Annotated in this window: 16 protein-coding genes, 11 tRNA genes, 1 rRNA gene and 1 other annotated feature; all 28 genes read left to right on the top strand. The window is 44.5% G+C overall.

Annotated elements, in window-relative coordinates:
• Positions 1-11 precede the first annotated feature (11 nt).
• A complete protein-coding gene (locus BMX79_RS06815; RefSeq protein ID WP_091480661.1) occupies positions 12-599 on the top strand; it encodes a DNA-3-methyladenine glycosylase I in 588 nt (195 codons plus the stop codon).
• Positions 596-1,030, top strand: coding sequence for a VOC family protein (locus tag BMX79_RS06810; protein WP_091480658.1), 435 nt, complete (start codon positions 596-598; stop codon positions 1,028-1,030). The genes BMX79_RS06815 and BMX79_RS06810 overlap by 4 nt, the downstream gene beginning before the upstream one ends.
• 156 nt (positions 1,031-1,186) lie before the next feature.
• The gene (locus tag BMX79_RS06805) at positions 1,187-1,390 is read left to right on the top strand and encodes a DUF1659 domain-containing protein (protein WP_091480655.1); all 204 of its coding nucleotides are present in this window, start codon (positions 1,187-1,189) and stop codon (positions 1,388-1,390) included.
• Between the two features lie 29 nt (positions 1,391-1,419).
• On the top strand, positions 1,420-1,644 hold the full coding sequence (locus tag BMX79_RS06800; RefSeq protein WP_091480653.1) for a DUF2922 domain-containing protein: 225 nt from the start codon (positions 1,420-1,422) through the stop codon (positions 1,642-1,644).
• A gap of 130 nt (positions 1,645-1,774) precedes the next feature.
• Positions 1,775-2,098 carry a membrane protein insertion efficiency factor YidD gene (gene yidD, locus BMX79_RS06795; RefSeq protein WP_091480650.1) on the top strand — a complete coding sequence of 108 codons (324 nt, stop codon included), beginning with the start codon at positions 1,775-1,777 and terminating at the stop codon, positions 2,096-2,098.
• A gap of 2 nt (positions 2,099-2,100) precedes the next feature.
• Positions 2,101-2,418 carry a thioredoxin family protein gene (locus BMX79_RS06790; protein ID WP_091480644.1) on the top strand — a complete coding sequence of 106 codons (318 nt, stop codon included), beginning with the start codon at positions 2,101-2,103 and terminating at the stop codon, positions 2,416-2,418.
• Positions 2,419-2,722: 304 nt separating this feature from the next.
• The gene (locus tag BMX79_RS06785) at positions 2,723-6,661 is read left to right on the top strand and encodes an endo-1,4-beta-xylanase (RefSeq protein WP_091480641.1); all 3,939 of its coding nucleotides are present in this window, start codon (positions 2,723-2,725) and stop codon (positions 6,659-6,661) included.
• Positions 6,662-6,859: 198 nt separating this feature from the next.
• Complete coding sequence (gene srtD, locus BMX79_RS06780) at positions 6,860-7,441, top strand: class D sortase, LPxTATN-specific (protein ID WP_091480638.1); 582 nt, start codon at positions 6,860-6,862, stop codon at positions 7,439-7,441.
• 90 nt (positions 7,442-7,531) lie between these two features.
• Positions 7,532-8,698: a M20 metallopeptidase family protein gene (locus BMX79_RS06775; protein ID WP_218025368.1), complete on the top strand. Its 1,167-nt coding sequence runs from the start codon at positions 7,532-7,534 to the stop codon at positions 8,696-8,698.
• A gap of 127 nt (positions 8,699-8,825) precedes the next feature.
• Positions 8,826-9,116 (top strand): hypothetical protein, encoded by a 291-nt coding sequence (locus tag BMX79_RS06770; protein WP_091480636.1) that lies wholly within the window; start codon positions 8,826-8,828, stop codon positions 9,114-9,116.
• A 102-nt stretch (positions 9,117-9,218) separates the two neighbouring features.
• Positions 9,219-10,871, top strand: coding sequence for a M20/M25/M40 family metallo-hydrolase (locus tag BMX79_RS06765; RefSeq protein ID WP_091480633.1), 1,653 nt, complete (start codon positions 9,219-9,221; stop codon positions 10,869-10,871).
• A gap of 179 nt (positions 10,872-11,050) precedes the next feature.
• The gene (locus tag BMX79_RS06760) at positions 11,051-11,734 is read left to right on the top strand and encodes a response regulator transcription factor (RefSeq protein WP_091480632.1); all 684 of its coding nucleotides are present in this window, start codon (positions 11,051-11,053) and stop codon (positions 11,732-11,734) included.
• 18 nt (positions 11,735-11,752) lie between these two features.
• Positions 11,753-12,889, top strand: coding sequence for a sensor histidine kinase (locus tag BMX79_RS06755; protein WP_246117666.1), 1,137 nt, complete (start codon positions 11,753-11,755; stop codon positions 12,887-12,889).
• Between the two features lie 252 nt (positions 12,890-13,141).
• A complete protein-coding gene (locus BMX79_RS06750) occupies positions 13,142-14,458 on the top strand; it encodes a serine hydrolase (protein ID WP_091480631.1) in 1,317 nt (438 codons plus the stop codon).
• A gap of 58 nt (positions 14,459-14,516) precedes the next feature.
• Positions 14,517-14,740: a binding site (T-box leader), on the top strand.
• Between the two features lie 63 nt (positions 14,741-14,803).
• A complete protein-coding gene (gene serS, locus BMX79_RS06745; protein ID WP_091480628.1) occupies positions 14,804-16,078 on the top strand; it encodes a serine--tRNA ligase in 1,275 nt (424 codons plus the stop codon).
• A 200-nt stretch (positions 16,079-16,278) separates the two neighbouring features.
• On the top strand, positions 16,279-16,821 hold the full coding sequence (msrA, locus tag BMX79_RS06740; protein WP_091480626.1) for a peptide-methionine (S)-S-oxide reductase MsrA: 543 nt from the start codon (positions 16,279-16,281) through the stop codon (positions 16,819-16,821).
• 107 nt (positions 16,822-16,928) lie between these two features.
• Positions 16,929-17,044, top strand: a 5S ribosomal RNA gene (gene rrf, locus BMX79_RS06735).
• Positions 17,045-17,072: 28 nt separating this feature from the next.
• A tRNA-Val gene (locus tag BMX79_RS06730) sits at positions 17,073-17,145 on the top strand.
• Positions 17,146-17,154: 9 nt separating this feature from the next.
• Positions 17,155-17,227, top strand: a tRNA-Lys gene (locus BMX79_RS06725).
• Between the two features lie 30 nt (positions 17,228-17,257).
• Positions 17,258-17,339, top strand: a tRNA-Leu gene (locus BMX79_RS06720).
• 9 nt (positions 17,340-17,348) lie between these two features.
• Positions 17,349-17,421: transfer RNA gene (locus BMX79_RS06715), tRNA-Thr, on the top strand.
• 30 nt (positions 17,422-17,451) lie between these two features.
• A tRNA-Gly gene (locus BMX79_RS06710) sits at positions 17,452-17,523 on the top strand.
• 35 nt (positions 17,524-17,558) lie between these two features.
• Positions 17,559-17,644: transfer RNA gene (locus tag BMX79_RS06705), tRNA-Leu, on the top strand.
• 13 nt (positions 17,645-17,657) lie between these two features.
• Positions 17,658-17,731, top strand: a tRNA-Arg gene (locus BMX79_RS06700).
• Positions 17,732-17,741: 10 nt separating this feature from the next.
• Positions 17,742-17,815, top strand: a tRNA-Pro gene (locus tag BMX79_RS06695).
• 13 nt (positions 17,816-17,828) lie between these two features.
• Positions 17,829-17,902: transfer RNA gene (locus BMX79_RS06690), tRNA-Met, on the top strand.
• 20 nt (positions 17,903-17,922) lie between these two features.
• A tRNA-Ile gene (locus tag BMX79_RS06685) sits at positions 17,923-17,996 on the top strand.
• An 89-nt stretch (positions 17,997-18,085) separates the two neighbouring features.
• Positions 18,086-18,158, top strand: a tRNA-Met gene (locus BMX79_RS06680).
• The last annotated feature ends 73 nt before the right edge of the window (positions 18,159-18,231 follow it).

The following is an 18,231-nucleotide window of genomic DNA, read 5'->3' as shown; positions in this document are numbered from 1 at the left end:
GGGGAGTAAGCATGGAGAGATGTGGCTGGGTGACTGAAGATCAAGTCTACCTCGACTACCATGATCATGAGTGGGGACGGCCGATGAAAGATGACAGGGAGTTGTTTGAGCTGCTGTGTCTGGAAGGAGCTCAGGCCGGGTTGAGCTGGCTGACAATCCTGAAACGACGCAAACAGTATAAAGAAGCCTTTGACCAGTTCGATCCATCCACCATTGCCGGCTATTCAGATGAAAAAATCGAGGAGCTGCTTCAGAACGAAGGAATCATTCGGAACCGGCTGAAAATAAGAAGTGTGGTGAAAAATGCTAAGGCGTATCAGGCTGTCGTTGAACAATATGGCTCTTTTTCTTCCTATATCTGGAGTTTTGTGGACAATCAGCCGATCATCAATCACTGGACTTGCCTTAGTGAGGTGCCATCACAAACAGAAGAAAGCCGTATGATGAGCCGGGAGATGAAGAAGGATGGATTCAGTTTTGTGGGTCCGACCATCTGCTATGCGTATATGCAGTCAGCCGGACTGGTCAATGACCATCTGACCGGGTGTTTCTGTTACCAGGAAGTGAATCAGTTAATCGAAAAAGGAGAATTCAGATGAATCGTATCAATTTGATTTGCCTAGGAGTCAAAGACTTGAGAAAGTCCCTTGCATTTTATAAAGAAATTGGATTCAGCACGCCAGAGACCGCCGAAGAGCCTGCGATCGTTTTCTTCAATAATGAAGGAAGCAAGCTGGAACTCTACCCGATAGATGAGCTGGCTAGAGATATTAATGAAGAAAGTCCGCCAGAATCAGCTGCTGGTCAGTTCAGCGGGATCACACTCGCCTGTAACATGAAATCAAAAGAAGAAGTGGACGAAGTGATGAATAAAGTAGAGGCTGCTGGAGGGGAAATTGTCAAAACTCCCAGGATCGTATCATGGGGAGGATACAGCGGATACTTTGCTGATCCTGACGGCTACTACTGGGAACTAGCTTATGCTGACACATGGCAGTTCGACGATCAGAATATGCTCGTCATCGACTAGATCTCAATAATAATTGAATGAATTGAAAATCTTGAGCCGGCCCACCAGCTGACTTGAGATTTTTTTTAATTTCAAGGTAACACTTCCGATTCTTCTTTCGTTATTACTAGTGTAAGCAGTGATCACCTTACACAATCAACTAAGGAGGAAACAACAATGAATAAAATTTGGTCCGCAAGTAAAGTCGATGTATTTCTGGAAGATGTTGAGAACGAAAAGCTCGTCCGCAGAAGTTTTGCCGGGGCTCATCAGTCTCTATCTGAAGAACAAGTCACAGCATTCACTCAGGCACTTGATTCAGTAACGGATCTGCCGGTCTCACATACACTTGTCATCGAAGAATACCGCTACTCACTATAATCAACTAAACTAAAACAGGAGGCACACCCATGAGTATGAACCTAGAATTGCGTTTTGAAACAGGAGAAGGTAAAAACCGAGTCATTGCAGTAGATCAGCCGAGAACAGGACTGACTAAGGAAGAGGTCCAGGCAGCAATGGAACAGATTATTGCACAAGACATGTTCACCGTTAAAGGCGATCCGCTCTATACTAAAATCAAAGGTGCACGTTACGTGACACGAACAGTAGACGACATTCTGGAAGCAGAATAATTATACTCTCACTACCCTGGCTGAGCTAGTCAGGGTAGCTTTTTTTATATTGGAATAAATAAGTGGACTTTTAAAAAGTAAGTGTTTTTGCTATACTACCAAAGTAGAAAGATAAAAGGAGAGCATACACATGAAAAAACTGCTGCTCGCATTGGTCAGAACCTATCAGAAAGTCATATCACCGTTATTTCAGCCTAGCTGCCGCTATTACCCGACGTGTTCACACTACACCGTTCAAGCTCTTGAAAAACATGGAGCCGCTAAAGGATCAGTTATGGGAATCGCGCGCATTCTTAGATGCAATCCATTTGTAAAAGGCGGAGTAGATAAAGTACCCGATCATTTTACAATCAGAAGAAATCCCGACAGTGAAAATGAAACGTATCTTGGGTCAGGAATCACTGTAAAGAAAAGTGACCTGACTAAACAGAAGCAGAAAGAGAAGATGGAGTGACTATGCCGATTACATTAAATGAAGAAAATTTTTACGAGACGATTCAGTCCGCTACAGTTGTCCTGGTCCAGTTTACTAGTGATTTCTGCGGCAGTTGTCAGGCAATGGCTCATAGCTTGGAACAGGTCAGAGAGGCATTTGACGAATCTATTATTATTGCCGAAGTTAAAACCATAGACAATCCGGACTGGGCAGAAGCTTTTGCCGTTCAGTCGACTCCGACCGTTCTTCTTTTTTATAAAGGTAAAAATACAAACCGTTTGACCGGAGTACACACTAAAAGTGCTGTTAGTAAATGGATAAGAGAAGTCGTAGCCTAGTGCTGCGGCTTCTTTTTAAACAAACAGTAGTAAAAACCGCTCTAATGTTGCAATGATGTTACAAAAAAGCGATTTTAGTATGACTTTCATGTTAATTTGTTGGTTAAACAAATTAACTATTGTAAACGGTTTCTAGTAAAAGTATTATTATTGTAAGCGTTTAGTGTTTAATCGCTAAGAGATTGAGGAGAAGGCGGTGAGAAAGTCTGACGATTCTTAGGAATCATTATTGTTTCGTTAGTTGTCTCATTACATAAATAATGAGCAGACAGTCGAATAGTCAGAAAGAATAAGGAGGACACGTATGGAGAACAGCACTAAATTTAAATTAGCAAATGGAATGATGAGTGCGCTGCTGGTCGCCCCCGTCTTTGCTACAGCCACAACAGCTTTGGCACAGGAAGCAGACAATGAACTAACCAGCGAACCAGAACAAGTCGTCGTCTATGAGAATGATTTTTCAGAAAATCCAGATGCCGACCCGGCACTTGTCTCAAGTGGAGATGCCGTGCTCGAATGGTTTAATGACTTTGAGATTAATGGAGAAGTTGAATCAGGCGTTTGGGTGACTAATAGAGTTAATGATTACGATGGAATCGATATCTCCTTTGATGAAATCGGTCTGGAAGAAGGACTGAAATATTCGATCCAAGTTTCAGGATATATTGCTGAGGGGGAAGAGATTCCCGAAGACACTTCAGTGAATATTGAAACGGTTAACGGATATACTTGGTTGACCAATCCGACTGCTGAAACAGGCGTTTTTGAACTAGAAGCAAGTTATACTGCGTTCGGAGAAAACGATGAGGCTTTTCGTATTAAAACAAATGAAGCTGGAATTGGCATGGAGTTTGCGGTCACTAACGTACTGATCACAACCGATGCTCCATCAGAGAATGAAGATCCTGTAGAAGATGATGAGGATGCTGATACAGACGATCCGACTACACCGGAAGACCCAGTTGAAGATGACGATGATGCATCGGATGAGAACTCATCCGATGAAGAGAGCCCAGAATCAGAATTATCTGTTCTTTTCTCAAATGATTTCACAGAAAATACGCAAGCTGCGGCCAGCGCAGGTCCAACATTCCAGCATCTGCCAGGGTTTAACGACAATCAAGGCGCGCTTCGTGTAGAAAACCGTACAGCTAACTGGAACGGCGTTGACTTTAGTTTTGCAGAAATGGGTATGGAATACGGTTATGAATATAATGTAACCATTCGTGGATATGTCGATCCAGAAGTCGCTGTTCCTTCAGGAGCAGAAGCGTGGCTTCAGGTTCCAGAAGAGGATTATCCATTATTAGCGCAAGCGGCTTTTGTAGCAGGAGAAGAATTTGTACTGGAAGATACATTTGTATTTAACAATCCTGACTACACTCGTTTTAGAGCTCAGTCTAATGAAGCTGGTGCTGCTGTACCATTCTACATTACTGAAATTGTAGTTGAGTGGGATGAAAATCAGACACCGTTGGAAGATGAAGAGCCAGATCCAGATGCTCCAGCGGCTGAAGTGTTCACCTTTATTGACTTTGAGAATGGCGAATTAAATGGATTTACAGCTAGAGGCGATAACGAAACAGTGACTGTAACGGATGCAGATAATTATACAGAAGGCGGACAGTATAGTTTGCTGACAACTGGACGTACACAAGATTGGAATGGTCCAGCCCTTCGTGTTGAGGACTACATCAATCTTGGTCAAGAGTATCAGATTTCTGCCCGTGTGAAAACAGATGCAGAAGCCTCTACAACGTTCAGACTCTCAACCCAAGTGAATCAGGGGGATGTGGCTAGTTACAATACGGTTGCTTCAACCACTATGAGTGCTGATGACGGCTGGGTACACCTTCAAGGAACCTATCGTTATTCTTCTCTTGGAGGTGGTTACGTCACTATTTATGTTGAAACCGGTGGAGGAAGCCTTGCAGATTTCTATATCGATGACGTCAATTTCGTTGAACTTGATTCTGAACCTGCTGACGTTCAGCTTGATCTTGCACCAATTAAAGATGTTTATGCAGATGATTTCCTAATCGGTAATGCTATAAATATGGCTGAAATGGAAGGGGATCGTCTGACGCTCCTAGACCATCACCATAATTTAGTTACTACTGAAAATGCTATGAAGCCTGATTATGCTTATGACTCGGCCCGCGAATTTGATTTCGCTGATCAGAACCGTCTGGTTGAACGTATTTCAGAGGAAGGTTTCCTTCTTCATGGACACGTCCTAGTATGGCATCAGCAGTCTCCGGAGTGGCTGCATAGTGATGCTAATGGTTCTCCTTTACCGGAAGCGGAAGCACGCGAGAACATGCAGCGTCACATCAGAGAAGTTATGACAAATTTTGAAGATAGTGTATATAGTTGGGATGTAGTAAATGAAGCACTTGCAGGAGACTGGGGCAATCCGGAAAACTGGGAAGCCCAGTTAAGAGATACTGGCTGGTTACGTGCATTAGGACCAGACTATATTTATGAAGCCTTCAGCTATGCCCGACAAGTAGCTGACGAACTCGGAATGCCAGAGATGGTTCTTTACTACAATGATTATAACGATCATATTCAAGGTAAAGCGCGAACCATGTATTACATGATTAGAGATATTAATGACAGATGGGCTGCCGAAAATCCTGAAGAAGAGCGTAAGCTGATCAGTGGAGTCGGTATGCAGGGGCACTATAACATCAATCTTAACCCGGATCTTGTCAAACAATCTATCGAACGTTTCGAACAGCTTGATATCGAAATCGGTATTACTGAGTTGGATGTAACGACTTTAACAGAAAACGAGTATGTTGAATCTGAATGGAATCGCCAAGGCTATGTATATGCTCGCCTATTCCAAATTTTTAGAGAACATTCTGATTCAATAAACCGCGTCACATTCTGGGGATTGAACGATGCGAACAGCTGGCGTTCTGAACGGTTCCCGTTATTGTTTGACGGGCGTCTTCAAGCCAAACCTGCTTATTATGCAGTAGTTGATCCAGATGGGTTCCTTGAAAATTATGAAGAGGCTGAAATTGAAGCTAACAGCAGTTATGCCGTATATGGTACTCCTGTTGTTAATGCAGAAATTGATGACATCTGGAATGATGCACCTGTAATGAATATCTCAAGATTCCAGACAGCATGGCAAGGGGCAAGAGGAACAGGACGTGCGCTATGGGATGAAAACAACTTGTATGTTTTATTCCAAGTTGCAGATGGTAATCTAGATGTTTCGGCAGAGAATCCTTGGGAACAGGATTCAGTAGAAGCATTTATCAACGAAACAGGTGAGCCAACATTGAGCTATATTGATGGTGTCGGTCAGTACCGTGTCAACTATGAAAACTTTGCAACATTCAACCCGAGTGCATACAGTGACGGATTCGATTCAGCGGCTCGAGTACTTGGTTCCGGTTATGTTGTAGAAATGGCTATTCCTTGGAAATATATCACCCCCCAAGCAGGACACACGCTTGGTTTTGATATGCAGATCAATGATGGAGTAGATGGTGCTCGTCAGGCAGCTGCTGCTTGGAACGACCTGACTGGACAGGGCTTCCAGGATCCATCAGTGTTCGGAAATCTTACTTTGGTCAATGATATGGGAGATGTAGATCACGAAGATGATGCGGTAGTGATTAATGAAGGTGAAGAAGTAGAAGTTTTACCAGGACAGACTATTGTTGTTGATGGACAATTAATTTCAATCACCATGCCTAGTGATCTTCCATTAGGAACGTCGATCATTGTCAATATCCTTGATGGAGAAACTGTACCTGAACTTGTAAATGAAGAAGGGCAACTGTTGACAGCTGCAGGAGACATTATTGATGTTGAGCTGATCCTACCTGAAGGAGAAGAAGATTACGAAGGTGATTTCGTATTGACTTTAGGCATTGATAATGATTTTGTAGAAGAAGACGTCACTATCTATTATTACAATGAAGAAGAGAGTATCTGGGAAAATGTCGGTGGAGAGGTAACAGACAATACGATTTCAGTTATCGTTCCAGGATTCTCAATCTACGGCGTGTTCACTCAAGGAACTGTGGACGAAGAACCTTCTCACCCAGTCCATCCGGTTCATCCTGGGAAGAATAAAGGAAATCATCCAGTATTTCCTGAACATCCAGGTAACAGACCAGGAAATAAAGACAAGGAACACCCTGTTTTTCCAAACCATCCTGGTGATATAGGGCCTAACAATCCAACTTCTCCTGGTAGGGGAAATGGGCGGAATTGATTAAGGGAAACGCCTGTCCTAGACAGCTACTGCAGTTTGGACGATTGGACTGATCGGACTGGCTGGAATGGCTTCTGGTTTAGGTATGCACTTTCTTCGTAAGAAAAAATAAGGTAAAATAAGCATAATTTAATAGGGAAGCGAAGAGGAAATGACTCTCTTCGCTTTTCCCTGTTTTACATAAGAAGGAGGGGTATCATGAAATGGCTGGCAAATGGATTGATAGCAGTAGGAGTGGCTTTGATGATGTGGTTTGGCTACTCGCTTTACCAGCAGAATCAGATGCAGTCGGTTACCATGGCGGAAGCTGAACAGGCGGTACAGACTATGCGTGAAAAAGTCGATCCGGATGACGAGAACCCGGCCGAGTCTTTTTCAGCCCAGACCCATGAAGCCATCGGCGTACTGCATGTCCCTAAGATCGACCGGAGTATCGGGATAGTTGAAGGAACTGATCCGGATGCGCTGGATTTAGGTGTGGGCCATATGTCGAGTACTGTCTTTCCAGGACAAGGCGAGCAGATCGTTCTATCGGGCCATCGTGATACCGTCTTCCGTAATTTTGCAGAGCTTGAAATAGGAGACGAATTTATAGTAGAAATGCCTTATGGCGACTACACATATGAAATAAGAGATACAAAAATCGTCGATGCGGATGATACCTCGGTCGTTGGGGAGATGGGGGAGGAAGTTCTGGTTGTGTCGACTTGCTACCCGTTCAATTATCTGGGGAGTGCACCTGAGCGGTTCGTATTCTATGCTTATCCAGTCAGTGAGTAGACAGGAAAAAGTAAGCAATGATTTTTGTGGCCAAAAGCGACTTGGCCGAATGTATGATATAGTAGGAGAAATACAATATTGGGGATGAGTATGATGAACGAACAAATCGAGAAAGTCATGGCAGATGTATTTAACTGGAGACGCACGATGCACAAGCATCCGGAACTTTCATTTGAAGAGTACTGGACTAGTGCTTATATTGAAGAAGAACTTCAGTCAATCGGTCAGATAGAGGTGACGCGTCCGACTGAAACAAGTGTACTGGGAATCATAAAAGGGACTAAGCCTGGTAAGAAGATCGGCCTGCGTGCCGATATCGATGCGCTGCCTATAGATGAAGAACGTACGGATATTGACTTCGTGTCTGAAAACAAAGATATCATGCATGCGTGTGGGCACGACGGACATGCGTCGATCCTTTTAGGCGCGGCTAAGGTACTGGTCGATCAGATCGATGACCTGCATGGCGAAGTCTACCTGATTTTCCAGCATGCTGAAGAAACGCCGCCCGGGGGAGCGGTCGATATGGTCAGAACAGGCCTGTTTGATGATCTGGACTTTATTTATGGCCAGCATCTGTTTACACCGATTCCCACAGGTCAGATCGGTCTTCTGAATGGCCCAGTAACGGCGAACTCGGACCAGTTTGATATTCTGATCAAAGGAAAAGGGGGACATGCATCCCAGCCGGAAAACTCGGTGGATCCTGTTCTGATCGGTGCACAGATCATTAGTCAGCTCCAGGCTCTGGTTTCACGAGTGACATCACCATTGGACTCACTGGTCATCTCAACGACCAATTTCCATGCTGGATCAGCAAAAAATATAATTCCGGATACTGCGGTTTTAGGTGGAAGCGTCCGCTCGATCACTCCTGAAACGAGAGAAATGGTTGAAGACCGGATCGAAGCAGTCGTGAAGAATGTCTGCGAGGTATACGGAGCCGGCTATGAGTACACTTATTCTAAAGGGTACAGCTCAGTCGTCAATGACGATGAAAAAACGGATCAGGTCAGAGCAATCGCCACAGAGCATTTCGGGGAAGCAGTCTTTGAATTCCCTCTGGCAATGGGTGGAGAGGATTTTTCAGCCTTTTCTGACCTAGTGCCCAGTACCTATGCCTTTATAGGAGCAGGGAATGCTGAGAAAGATATGGAATACCCGCATCATCATCCGAAATTCGGAATAGATGAGGATTCATTCAGCACCGGAGTGGGCATGATGGTTGCTGTTGCTATGAACATGACAAAAAATTAAGTGAAAAAAAAGAAGGCAGCTCAATTCATTATGAATTGGGCTCTTCTTTCGAGTTTGATCAGTCGAAGATGATACTGACTTTGTTACCACATGTAACAGTTGTTATGGCTAAAGAGGAGATCAGAACATGACAGAAGTAAAAACCTATTCAGCATATAGAGTCCCGCGTTTTTCTGTGAAAGACATTGTACTCAGCGTATTGACGCTTGGGTTGAAAAAACCAAAGGCAGCACTTGAAGAGGGCAAATTGTTCAGAATTACGGTGGCAGAAGACACCATTGAAATTATTGAAGAGACAACGGGAGGAAAGCAGATGTCCAGGGAAAAAGTGTCTATTGGAATGGACGAACGCAACAGAATAGTGACAAGTCAGGTGTATAAGACTGAAGAATATGTGTACTATCTGGAAGAGAATTAACTGACACAAAACATTCAGCGGAGTGGATTGCGTAAAGGTACATTCGGGACTATACTTAGGAAAATACCAGAGAAAGAGAATGAATATAATGGAGGCAGTTCAATGTCAAGCAGAGCTCAACGGATTGAAGAAATAGCAGTAGACCTAACAAGACAGCGCAGTGTGACAGAAACGATTGAGGAGCAGTTAGTGACCGAGAAAGTCCACTTGTTTTTCCAGCAGATGGATTATTTTAAAGATAACCCAGAAGACCTCTTTTTTGTTCCCGTTCCGCACGACAAGTGGGGAAGAAAAAGTGTGATCGCCCTTCTTCGAGGAAAGAAAGATCCGGAGAATAATAAGACAGTTGTACTGATCGGTCATACAGATACGGTGGGTATTTCTGACTACGGCGATCTGAAGAATTTCGCACACATGCCATACGAGCTGACTGAACTGCTGCATGAACGCAAAGACCTTCTGCCGAAAGATGCGCGTGAAGATCTGGAATCAGGTGATTACCTGTTCGGGCGTGGCCTTTTTGATATGAAAACGGGCGATGCAATCATTATGACTCTAATGGAAGAAATCGAAAGCAACCTGGATGATTTTTCCGGTAATATCCTGTTTGCGGCGGTTTGTGATGAAGAAGCCAATTCAGCCGGTATGCGGTCGTGTGTACCTGAAATCGTCCGTTTGAGAGATGAAAACAACTTGAATCTGACTGGACTGATCAATACAGATTACATGACTTCCGAGTATCCTGGAGATAAAAATAAATATGTGTATATTGGAACAGTCGGGAAGCTCATGCCGTCCTTTTATGTTGTCGGAAAGGAAACGCATGTCGGTGAAGCATTTAAAGGACTGGATCCGAACCAGCTTGTCGCTGAACTGACCCGACGGATCAATTTGAATACAGATCTGTCAGATACAGTTGAAGGAGAAAGCACGCTGCCGCCGATGAGCCTGAAGCAGCAGGATCTCAAGCCGGAGTATTCTGTTCAGACTGCAAAAGCAGCTCACGCCTTTTATAATTTCGCCACGCATAGCCAGACGCCGGATGTAGTCCTTCAAAAAATGAAGGAAGTTGCCGAAGAAGCCTTTAAGTCAGTGATCAATGACTTGAACACACAGTACGAGCGGTACTGCGATCTGACTGGCAGGGCGTTTGAACCGTACTCCTATATACCTAAAGTCATGACGTACAATGAGCTGAAAAAACAGGTAGTCGCTGACCAGGGACAGGAAGCAATGGAGACTCTGGACCGTGAGAAAGAAAAATGGCTGATTGACGATACGGTAGATGAACGGGAATACGCTTTGAAGGAAGTCGAACTGCTTCAGACCATGTGGAAGAATCAGGAGCCGGTCATCGTGGTGTACTTTACGCCGCCTTATTATCCACATATCTATGTCAAAGGCGATACGGACAAAGAAAAGAATCTCCTGGATGCTGTAGCGGAAGCAGTGAATACAACGGAATCCGACTACACTCTAGTGTATAAGAAGTTCTTCCCGTATATATCGGATCTGAGCTATGCCTCTGCCCCGGAGAATAAGGGAGAAATCGATGCATTGAAAGAAAATATGCCCGGTTTTGGTACGAAGTATAAGTTGCCTCTTGATGCGATGCAGAGTCTGGGACTTCCGGTGGTCGACATCGGACCGTTTGGCAAGGACTCACACAAGTTTACAGAGCGTCTTGAGAAAACATACAGCTTTGAAGTAGCGCCGACACTTGTATCCAAAACGATTGCCGCATTGCTGCGTTGAAATAGCTAGAAAAAGCAGAGAGAAATCTCTGCTTTTTAGTTTATGAAGGAATTCATATTTAACATCTAGTTTAGGTTGACCGACATGTGAAGCTTTTCTTAATCCTTAAACAATTCTTTATGAGTTGACCGGACAATACGTGATAAAATATAGAAGAGATTGAAGAGAGGGTGGGCATTATGCGGATTTTAGTGGCAGATGATGATAAAGAAATATGCGATTTGCTTGAAATATATATAAAAAATGAAGGGTTTGAAGTTGAAAAAGCATACGACGGTCAGGATGTGCTGAATAAGGTAGAACACCTGGATATCGACTGTCTCATTCTGGATGTGATGATGCCTAAGAAAAGTGGTCTGGAAGTCGTTAAGGAAATACGGAAAGAGTCGTCACTGCCCATTTTGATGCTGAGTGCCAAGACGGCCGACATCGATAAGATCCGTGGGCTGACAAACGGGGCAGATGATTACGTCGTCAAACCGTTCAATCCTCTTGAAGTGCTCGCCCGAGTGAAGTCACTGATGAGGCGGAGTGGATACGGATCAAAAGAAACAGATGCAGATGAACTGGAAATTGGTCCACTGATCATCAGGAAAGATCAGCATCAGGTCGAAACGGTCGATGGTGTGCCGGTTCAGCTGACTGCGTTGGAATTCGGTATCCTGCACTTACTGGCAACGAATCCAAACAGGGTATTTAATGCCGATGAGATTTTTGAAAAGGTATGGAAACAAGAGAGCCTGGTCCCTGCCAAGACGGTCATGGTCCACGTGAGTCATTTGCGTGATAAAATCGAGAAAGCGACCGGTGGAGAAAAAGTAGTCAAGACTGTCTGGGGTGTAGGATACAAAATCGAGAACTGATAACGGAGGTCAAAGAACGTGCAGTTAACAAACAAAGAACGTCTGCGTCTGGCATTTGAAGCAGTGGTCACAGCTGGGATTATTTTCCTTTGTTACTTCGCTGTGTTCGAAATTGTCCGCTGGCTGGTTACTTCACTTCCAGAAGTCTTTGGAGATTTCTGGCTGTTCGGAAATATGTTCGACGATATACGGACTCAGGAGTTGTGGGGTCTGACTCCACTTGTTTTTATTTTCCTTATCATTGTGGCTGGTGTAGCTATCTACTGGCGCCTTAAACGACGCTACCATCAGTATGAGCTGCAGCATATCATCAAAGAGCTGCATTACATCGCACAAGGGAACTATACACATCGAATCAGAGGGAAGTATAGCGGAGATATCGGGAAAGTCGTTGATAGTATCCACGTCCTTGTTGACTCAACAGTGGAAGCGATGGAAGAAGAACGCCGGATTGAACAAAGTAAAGACGAGCTCATAACGAATGTCAGTCATGACATCCGGACCCCGCTGACATCAATTATCGGTTATTTAGGTCTGATAGAAGAAGGCCGGTTTTCCTCAGCCAGTCAGGCCACTGATTATGTACACACAGCTTATAAGAAAGCCAAACAGATGAAGGCTCTCGTAGATGACCTTTTTGAATATACGACTGTCCGGCAGACCACCACACCACTGGAGTACATCAGGTTCGATATGGGTCAGCTAATTGAACAGATGGCCATCGATTTTGAGCTGGAAGCTGTAAAAAAAGGAAGAGAAATACGAACGAGCACACCTGAAGAGTCAATTATGATGCACGGTGACACGGAAAAGATCGTCCGAGTGTTTCACAATTTACTATCGAATGCGCTGAAGTACGGGAAAGGCGGGACCCTTATCTGCATCAACGCAGTCCGGTCTGAGGATACGGTAACGGTAACAGTCAGTAACAATGGGGAGACCCTCCCTGAAGAAGCCATCGAGCAGCTGTTCGAACGCTTCTACCGGGCTGAAGCTTCGCGGTCACAGGAAACAGCGGGAACCGGTCTGGGACTAGCTATCGCCCAGAGCATTGTAGAGCTGCATCAAGGTAAAATTTCAGCAGAAGTCAAAGATGGATGGACAGTCTTTACGGTTGTCCTGCCTCTTGAAAATGAGGAGAGCCAAAAGCAGTAAGCTTGCCTTACTGCTTTTTTTACCTTGACCGCTAATACTCTTAGCAATTGTCCTGCAGATAGGAAGGTATGAACGGAAGGGTCCAGGACTTTTCTAACGGTTCGTTTTCAATTGAATGTCTAAAATATGAATTCTCATGAAATACGGTTGTTTTTTCAAGAGTGAAAGAGTACCATGAAACATGTTGAATAAAAATGCCTATATGACTTCGAGTACGACAAAAATAAACTATATGAATTAGGAGTTATTTAAATGATGATCGATTGGAAAAAACTGTTAAAAACCTCTTTTATTGCTGCGTTAGCTATGCCCGTTGTCGGAACTTACACTGCAAGTGCTGAAGAAAACGACCTGTCTGTTGAAGCGGAGTCTGCACTGCTGATCGACTTTGAAACTTCGCAGATCCTGTTTGACCAGAATGCGGAAGACCAGCGTGGAATTGCGTCCATGACTAAAATGCTGGTTGAATATATTCTATTTGAAGAAATTGAAGCAGGAAACCTGAACTGGGACGACGAAGTCACAATCAGTGATTATGCTCATGCCATCAGTCAGAATTATGCATTATCCAATGTCCCTCTGCATCAGAATGGCGTTTATACCGTTCAGGAACTGTATGAAGCCCTGGCAATCTATTCTGCAAATGGCGCAACTATTGCTCTGGCAGAAGAAATTGAAGGGTCTGAAGTGGCATTTGTTGACCGTGCAAGAGAACTGATTGAATCATGGGGAATTGAAGAGTATCAGCTATATAATACAACTGGATTGAATAACTCATTTCTTGAAGGCAACCATTACCCGGGAAGTGATGAAGATGCTGAAAATGTGATGTCAGCTAAAGGCATCGCTACTGTTTCACAGCGTCTGATTGCTGATTATCCGGAAGTTCTGGAAACATCAAGTATCCCAAGTATGACGTTCAGAGAAGGCACATCTGATGCGATCAATATGCTGAACTGGAACTGGATGCTGGAAGGCCTGACACATGAGCGGATGGACGTTGACGGACTGAAGACTGGAACGACCAGTTTTGCCGGAGCGACATTTACAGGGACAGCGGAAGCAGATGGACGTCGACTTGTATCTGTAGTTATGGGTGCGGGAGACGGATTTACGAACCGTGGTCAGCGTTTCGAAGAAACTTCTAAACTGTTCGATTATGGTTTCGGTGAGTATGAATATGCAACAATCGTTGAATCAGAAATGGACCTGGATGACGAACACAATATAACTGTACGTAACGGAGTGGAAGAAGACATTTCCCTCGTAACGACCGAGTCTATCGGCTTCTATCTTCCTGAAGGGACAGATTTGGAAGACTACTCTTATACTTTCGTACCCAATGACGACGTAGTCAATGAGAATGGCGAAGTCGAAGCGCCTGTATCAGTGGGAGAAAGTCTAGGACAACTGGTTATCGACAATACAGATGATCTTGAATTCCTGAATGGAGAAACCCAGCAGACGGTTAACGTGGCTGCTGCTGAATCTGTCGAACGAGCAGGTTTCTTCACTGTCTTTTCAACTTGGCTGAGAGATTTCTTCAGTGGAGTGAGAGACCGCTTCTAATCGTGTAATGGGAGTTGATTTTCTAACTGCTGTTGAGGTAGAATAGATACACAACTTAATGAACAGAAAGAAGACGAATCAGTAAGGGCAGCAGCAGGTCTAGAGAGTCAGTGGGTGGTGGAAACTGATCCTGACTGTCCCTGAATCCATCGTCATATATAAAATAGCGAAGCTTAGGCTGAAGTTATTTCGGTACAGACCGTTATCCTGGCAGAGTGCAAAAAGACACCGGTCTTTTTGAAGCTGGGTGGTACCGCGAAAAGCAGTTCTTTCGTCCCTGATAACAGGGATAGAAGAACTGCTTTTTTTGTATCTGACAATAAATTAAGAAAGAAGGAAAACGGTATGATCGATATCAAGCTGATCCGAAATGATTTTGATGCAGTAAAAGAACGTCTGCAGACACGAGGAGTGAATCCGTCTGAACTCGACGAACTGAAAGAACTGGACGAGCGTCGCAGAGAACTGATCCAGAAATCTGAAAAACTGAAGAAAGAACGAAACGATGTATCTGAGCAGATCGCACAGAAAAAACGCAACAAGGAAAATGCGGATGAGGCTATTGCGGCTATGAAGCAGGTCGGAGCAGATATCAAAGCTATTGATGCTGAACTGGATGAGTTAGAAGAAAAGACACAGGCCATCGCTTCAGGACTGCCTAACTTACCTCATCCATCTCTGCCTATCGGTGAAGATGAAGAATCAAACGAAGAAGTCCGCAAGTGGGGAGATCTGCCTGAATTCGACTTCGAACCGAAAGCCCATTGGGATTTAGGTGCTGATTTGAAAATTCTTGATTTTGAAAGAGGAGCAAAAGTGGCCCGAAGCCGCTTCCTGTATTACAAAGGACTCGGTGCCAGACTGGAGCGTGCCCTTTACAACTTTATGATCGACTTGCATGTGACTGAACACGGATATGAAGAAGTCATTCCACCTTATCTTGCAAATGATGATGCTCTGTATGGCACAGGTCAGTTTCCTAAGTTCAAGGAAGATGTTTTTCAGATCGACGGACATCCACTGACGCTGATACCAACAGCAGAAGTCCCTTTGACTAACTATTATCAGAACGAGATTCTTGACGAGAAAGATCTGCCGATCTACTTTACAGCTCTATCTCCTTCATTCCGTTCCGAAGCGGGAAGTGCTGGAAGAGACACTCGAGGACTGATTCGTCTCCACCAGTTCAATAAGGTTGAAATGGTCAAATTTGCTAAGCCGGAAAACTCTTATGACGAGCTAGAAAAGATGACTGCAAATGCAGAAGCGATCCTGCAGAAGCTGGGACTTGCATATCGAGTTGTTCTACTATCTACAGGAGATACCGGCTTTGCCGCTGCTAAAACATATGATCTAGAAGTGTGGATTCCAACACAGGAAACCTACCGGGAAATCAGCTCATGCTCTAATACAGAATCTTTCCAGGCTAGACGGGCGATGATCAGGTATAGACGTGAAGAGGACGATAAGATCGAATATGTACACACGCTGAATGGATCAGGACTAGCAGTCGGACGTACAGTAGCCGCAATTCTGGAAAATTACCAGCAGGCTGACGGCAGCATCAAAATTCCTGACGTACTGGTGCCGTATATGGGCGGCGTCACAGAAATCAAGTAAGGAGTATACTGGCTGAAGTCTACAGAATCAAGTCGGTTTTCAGCTGAAAAACTATCTGAGACTGATGTTAAATAGTATAGAAGGGCTCGTCTGCATCTTATAGTAGACAAGCCCTTTTTCTTTGATTCACGAGGCAGTGTGATACAATCATAATAGACATTTTCGACCTTAGACTATGAATAGAATCAGGAGGAAACAGCATGGCAGAATTAGAAAAAGCAGTATTTGCAGGAGGATGTTTCTGGTGTATGGTCAAGCCTTTTGACTCGCAGCCCGGTATCCATTCCGTTGTATCAGGCTATACAGGTGGCCACGTTGAAAACCCGACGTATCGAATGGTCACTTCCGGCACGACCGGTCACACTGAAGCAGTAGAAATCACATATGACCCTGAAATAATGCCTTATAGGGAATTGGTGCAGATATACTGGAAACAGACCGACCCGACAGATGCAGGTGGACAGTTTGCAGATAGAGGAGACTCTTATAGACCCGTCATCTTTTATAATAGTCAGGAACAGAAAGAAGCAGCTGAACAGTCAAAAAAAGAATTGCAGGAAAGTGGCAAATTCAAAGATCCAATCGTTACAACTATCGAAGAAGCAAAACCTTTTTATCCAGCTGAAGAGTACCATCAGGACTTTTACAAAAAAGAGTCTGCCCACTATAAGCGTTATAGTATTGGATCTGGAAGAGCAGGCTTTTTATCTAAGCACTGGAATGAGGATCCTGCTGAAAATTAATAGTGATGAGAAAAGAAGTTTAAATTATTTTTACAAAAGTTGTTGACATTAGGTCGATATCTTTGTATGATATAAGAGTTGCTGCGGTAACACGACGCAATAAACTGTATAGTGGCGATGGCGAGAAGGATCCACCTGTTCCCATTTCGAACACAGCCGTTAAGCTTCTCAGCGCCGAGGATAGTGAAGGGTTTCCCTTTGTGAAAGCAGGACGTTGCCGTGCAGCTCTTTTTTTATTTTCAGAGATATTTGGAGGTTTAGCTCAGTTGGGAGAGCATCTGCCTTACAAGCAGAGGGTCAGCGGTTCGAGCCCGTTAACCTCCATAGATCCATGAGCCGTTAGCTCAGTTGGTAGAGCAACTGACTTTTAATCAGTGGGTCACAGGTTCGAATCCTGTACGGCTCATATATAAGAGTGATCTTATATATACCACATGCGGATGTGGCGGAATTGGCAGACGCACTAGATTTAGGATCTAGCGCTTCACGGCGTGGGGGTTCAAGTCCCTCCATCCGCATAACATTAAGCCGGCTTAGCTCAGTTGGTAGAGCAACTGATTTGTAATCAGTGGGTCGAGGGTTCAAATCCTTTAGCCGGCATTTTTTTCGGGCAGACTGATCTGCCTTGTTGCGGAAGTAGTTCAGTGGTAGAACATCACCTTGCCAAGGTGGGGGTCGCGGGTTCGAATCCCGTCTTCCGCTTGTGAATAGACACAGGTTAACCAAAGTACACTTCAGCCGGGGTGGCGGAATTGGTAGACGCACAGGACTTAAAATCCTGCGGAGAGTTTTCTCCGTGCCGGTTCGACTCCGGCCCTCGGTATTCACAACAATAAGCACCCTTAGCTCAATTGGATAGAGTACCTGACTACGAATCAGGCGGTTAGAGGTTCGAGTCCTCTAGGGTGCACTTTTACATTCGGGAAGTAGCTCAGCTTGGTAGAGCACTTGGTTTGGGACCAAGGGGTCGCAGGTTCGAATCCTGTCTTCCCGATTAGTAATAAAATGGCGGTGTAGCTCAGCTGGCTAGAGCGTACGGTTCATACCCGTGAGGTCGGGGGTTCGATCCCCTCCGCCGCTATAATAAACAAACGGATCCGAGGACCTTTAGCTCAGTTGGTTAGAGCAAACGGCTCATAACCGTTCGGTCGCAGGTTCGAGTCCTGCAAGGTCCATTGCCATGGCTGTTGACGCTTCAGCGATTACAGACATGGTACACTCAAGCGTCAGCTTGCAGTTTAACCTTAACTGGTTTTTATATTATCGCGGAGTAGAGCAGTTGGCAGCTCGTCGGGCTCATAACCCGGAGGTCGCAGGTTCGAGTCCTGCCTCCGCAATAGCCATGTCTGTCATGCTTCAGCATATAACAGGTATGGTACACTCGAGCGAAAGCTCGCAGTGTCTCATATA

Source organism: Alkalibacterium pelagium, assembly GCF_900109325.1.
Lineage (GTDB): Bacteria > Bacillota > Bacilli > Lactobacillales > Carnobacteriaceae_A > Alkalibacterium > Alkalibacterium pelagium.
Note: the sequence above shows the minus strand (reverse complement) of the source record. Positions and strands in the feature narration are given on the sequence as shown.

Bases quoted from the DNA above. Each gene is read 5' to 3' on its own strand.
- BMX79_RS06760 (WP_091480632.1), top strand. From the start codon at position 11,051: ATGCGGATTTTAGTGGCAGATGATGATAAAGAAATATGCGATTTGCTT.
- BMX79_RS06785 (WP_091480641.1), top strand. From the start codon at position 2,723: ATGGAGAACAGCACTAAATTTAAATTAGCAAATGGAATGATGAGTGCG.
- msrA (WP_091480626.1), top strand. From the start codon at position 16,279: ATGGCAGAATTAGAAAAAGCAGTATTTGCAGGAGGATGTTTCTGGTGT.
- serS (WP_091480628.1), top strand. From the start codon at position 14,804: ATGATCGATATCAAGCTGATCCGAAATGATTTTGATGCAGTAAAAGAA.
- BMX79_RS06805 (WP_091480655.1), top strand. From the start codon at position 1,187: ATGAATAAAATTTGGTCCGCAAGTAAAGTCGATGTATTTCTGGAAGAT.
- srtD (WP_091480638.1), top strand. From the start codon at position 6,860: ATGAAATGGCTGGCAAATGGATTGATAGCAGTAGGAGTGGCTTTGATG.
- BMX79_RS06800 (WP_091480653.1), top strand. From the start codon at position 1,420: ATGAGTATGAACCTAGAATTGCGTTTTGAAACAGGAGAAGGTAAAAAC.
- yidD (WP_091480650.1), top strand. From the start codon at position 1,775: ATGAAAAAACTGCTGCTCGCATTGGTCAGAACCTATCAGAAAGTCATA.
- BMX79_RS06750 (WP_091480631.1), top strand. From the start codon at position 13,142: ATGATGATCGATTGGAAAAAACTGTTAAAAACCTCTTTTATTGCTGCG.
- BMX79_RS06765 (WP_091480633.1), top strand. From the start codon at position 9,219: ATGTCAAGCAGAGCTCAACGGATTGAAGAAATAGCAGTAGACCTAACA.
- BMX79_RS06790 (WP_091480644.1), top strand. From the start codon at position 2,101: ATGCCGATTACATTAAATGAAGAAAATTTTTACGAGACGATTCAGTCC.
- BMX79_RS06810 (WP_091480658.1), top strand. From the start codon at position 596: ATGAATCGTATCAATTTGATTTGCCTAGGAGTCAAAGACTTGAGAAAG.
- BMX79_RS06815 (WP_091480661.1), top strand. From the start codon at position 12: ATGGAGAGATGTGGCTGGGTGACTGAAGATCAAGTCTACCTCGACTAC.
- BMX79_RS06770 (WP_091480636.1), top strand. From the start codon at position 8,826: ATGACAGAAGTAAAAACCTATTCAGCATATAGAGTCCCGCGTTTTTCT.
- BMX79_RS06775 (WP_218025368.1), top strand. From the start codon at position 7,532: ATGATGAACGAACAAATCGAGAAAGTCATGGCAGATGTATTTAACTGG.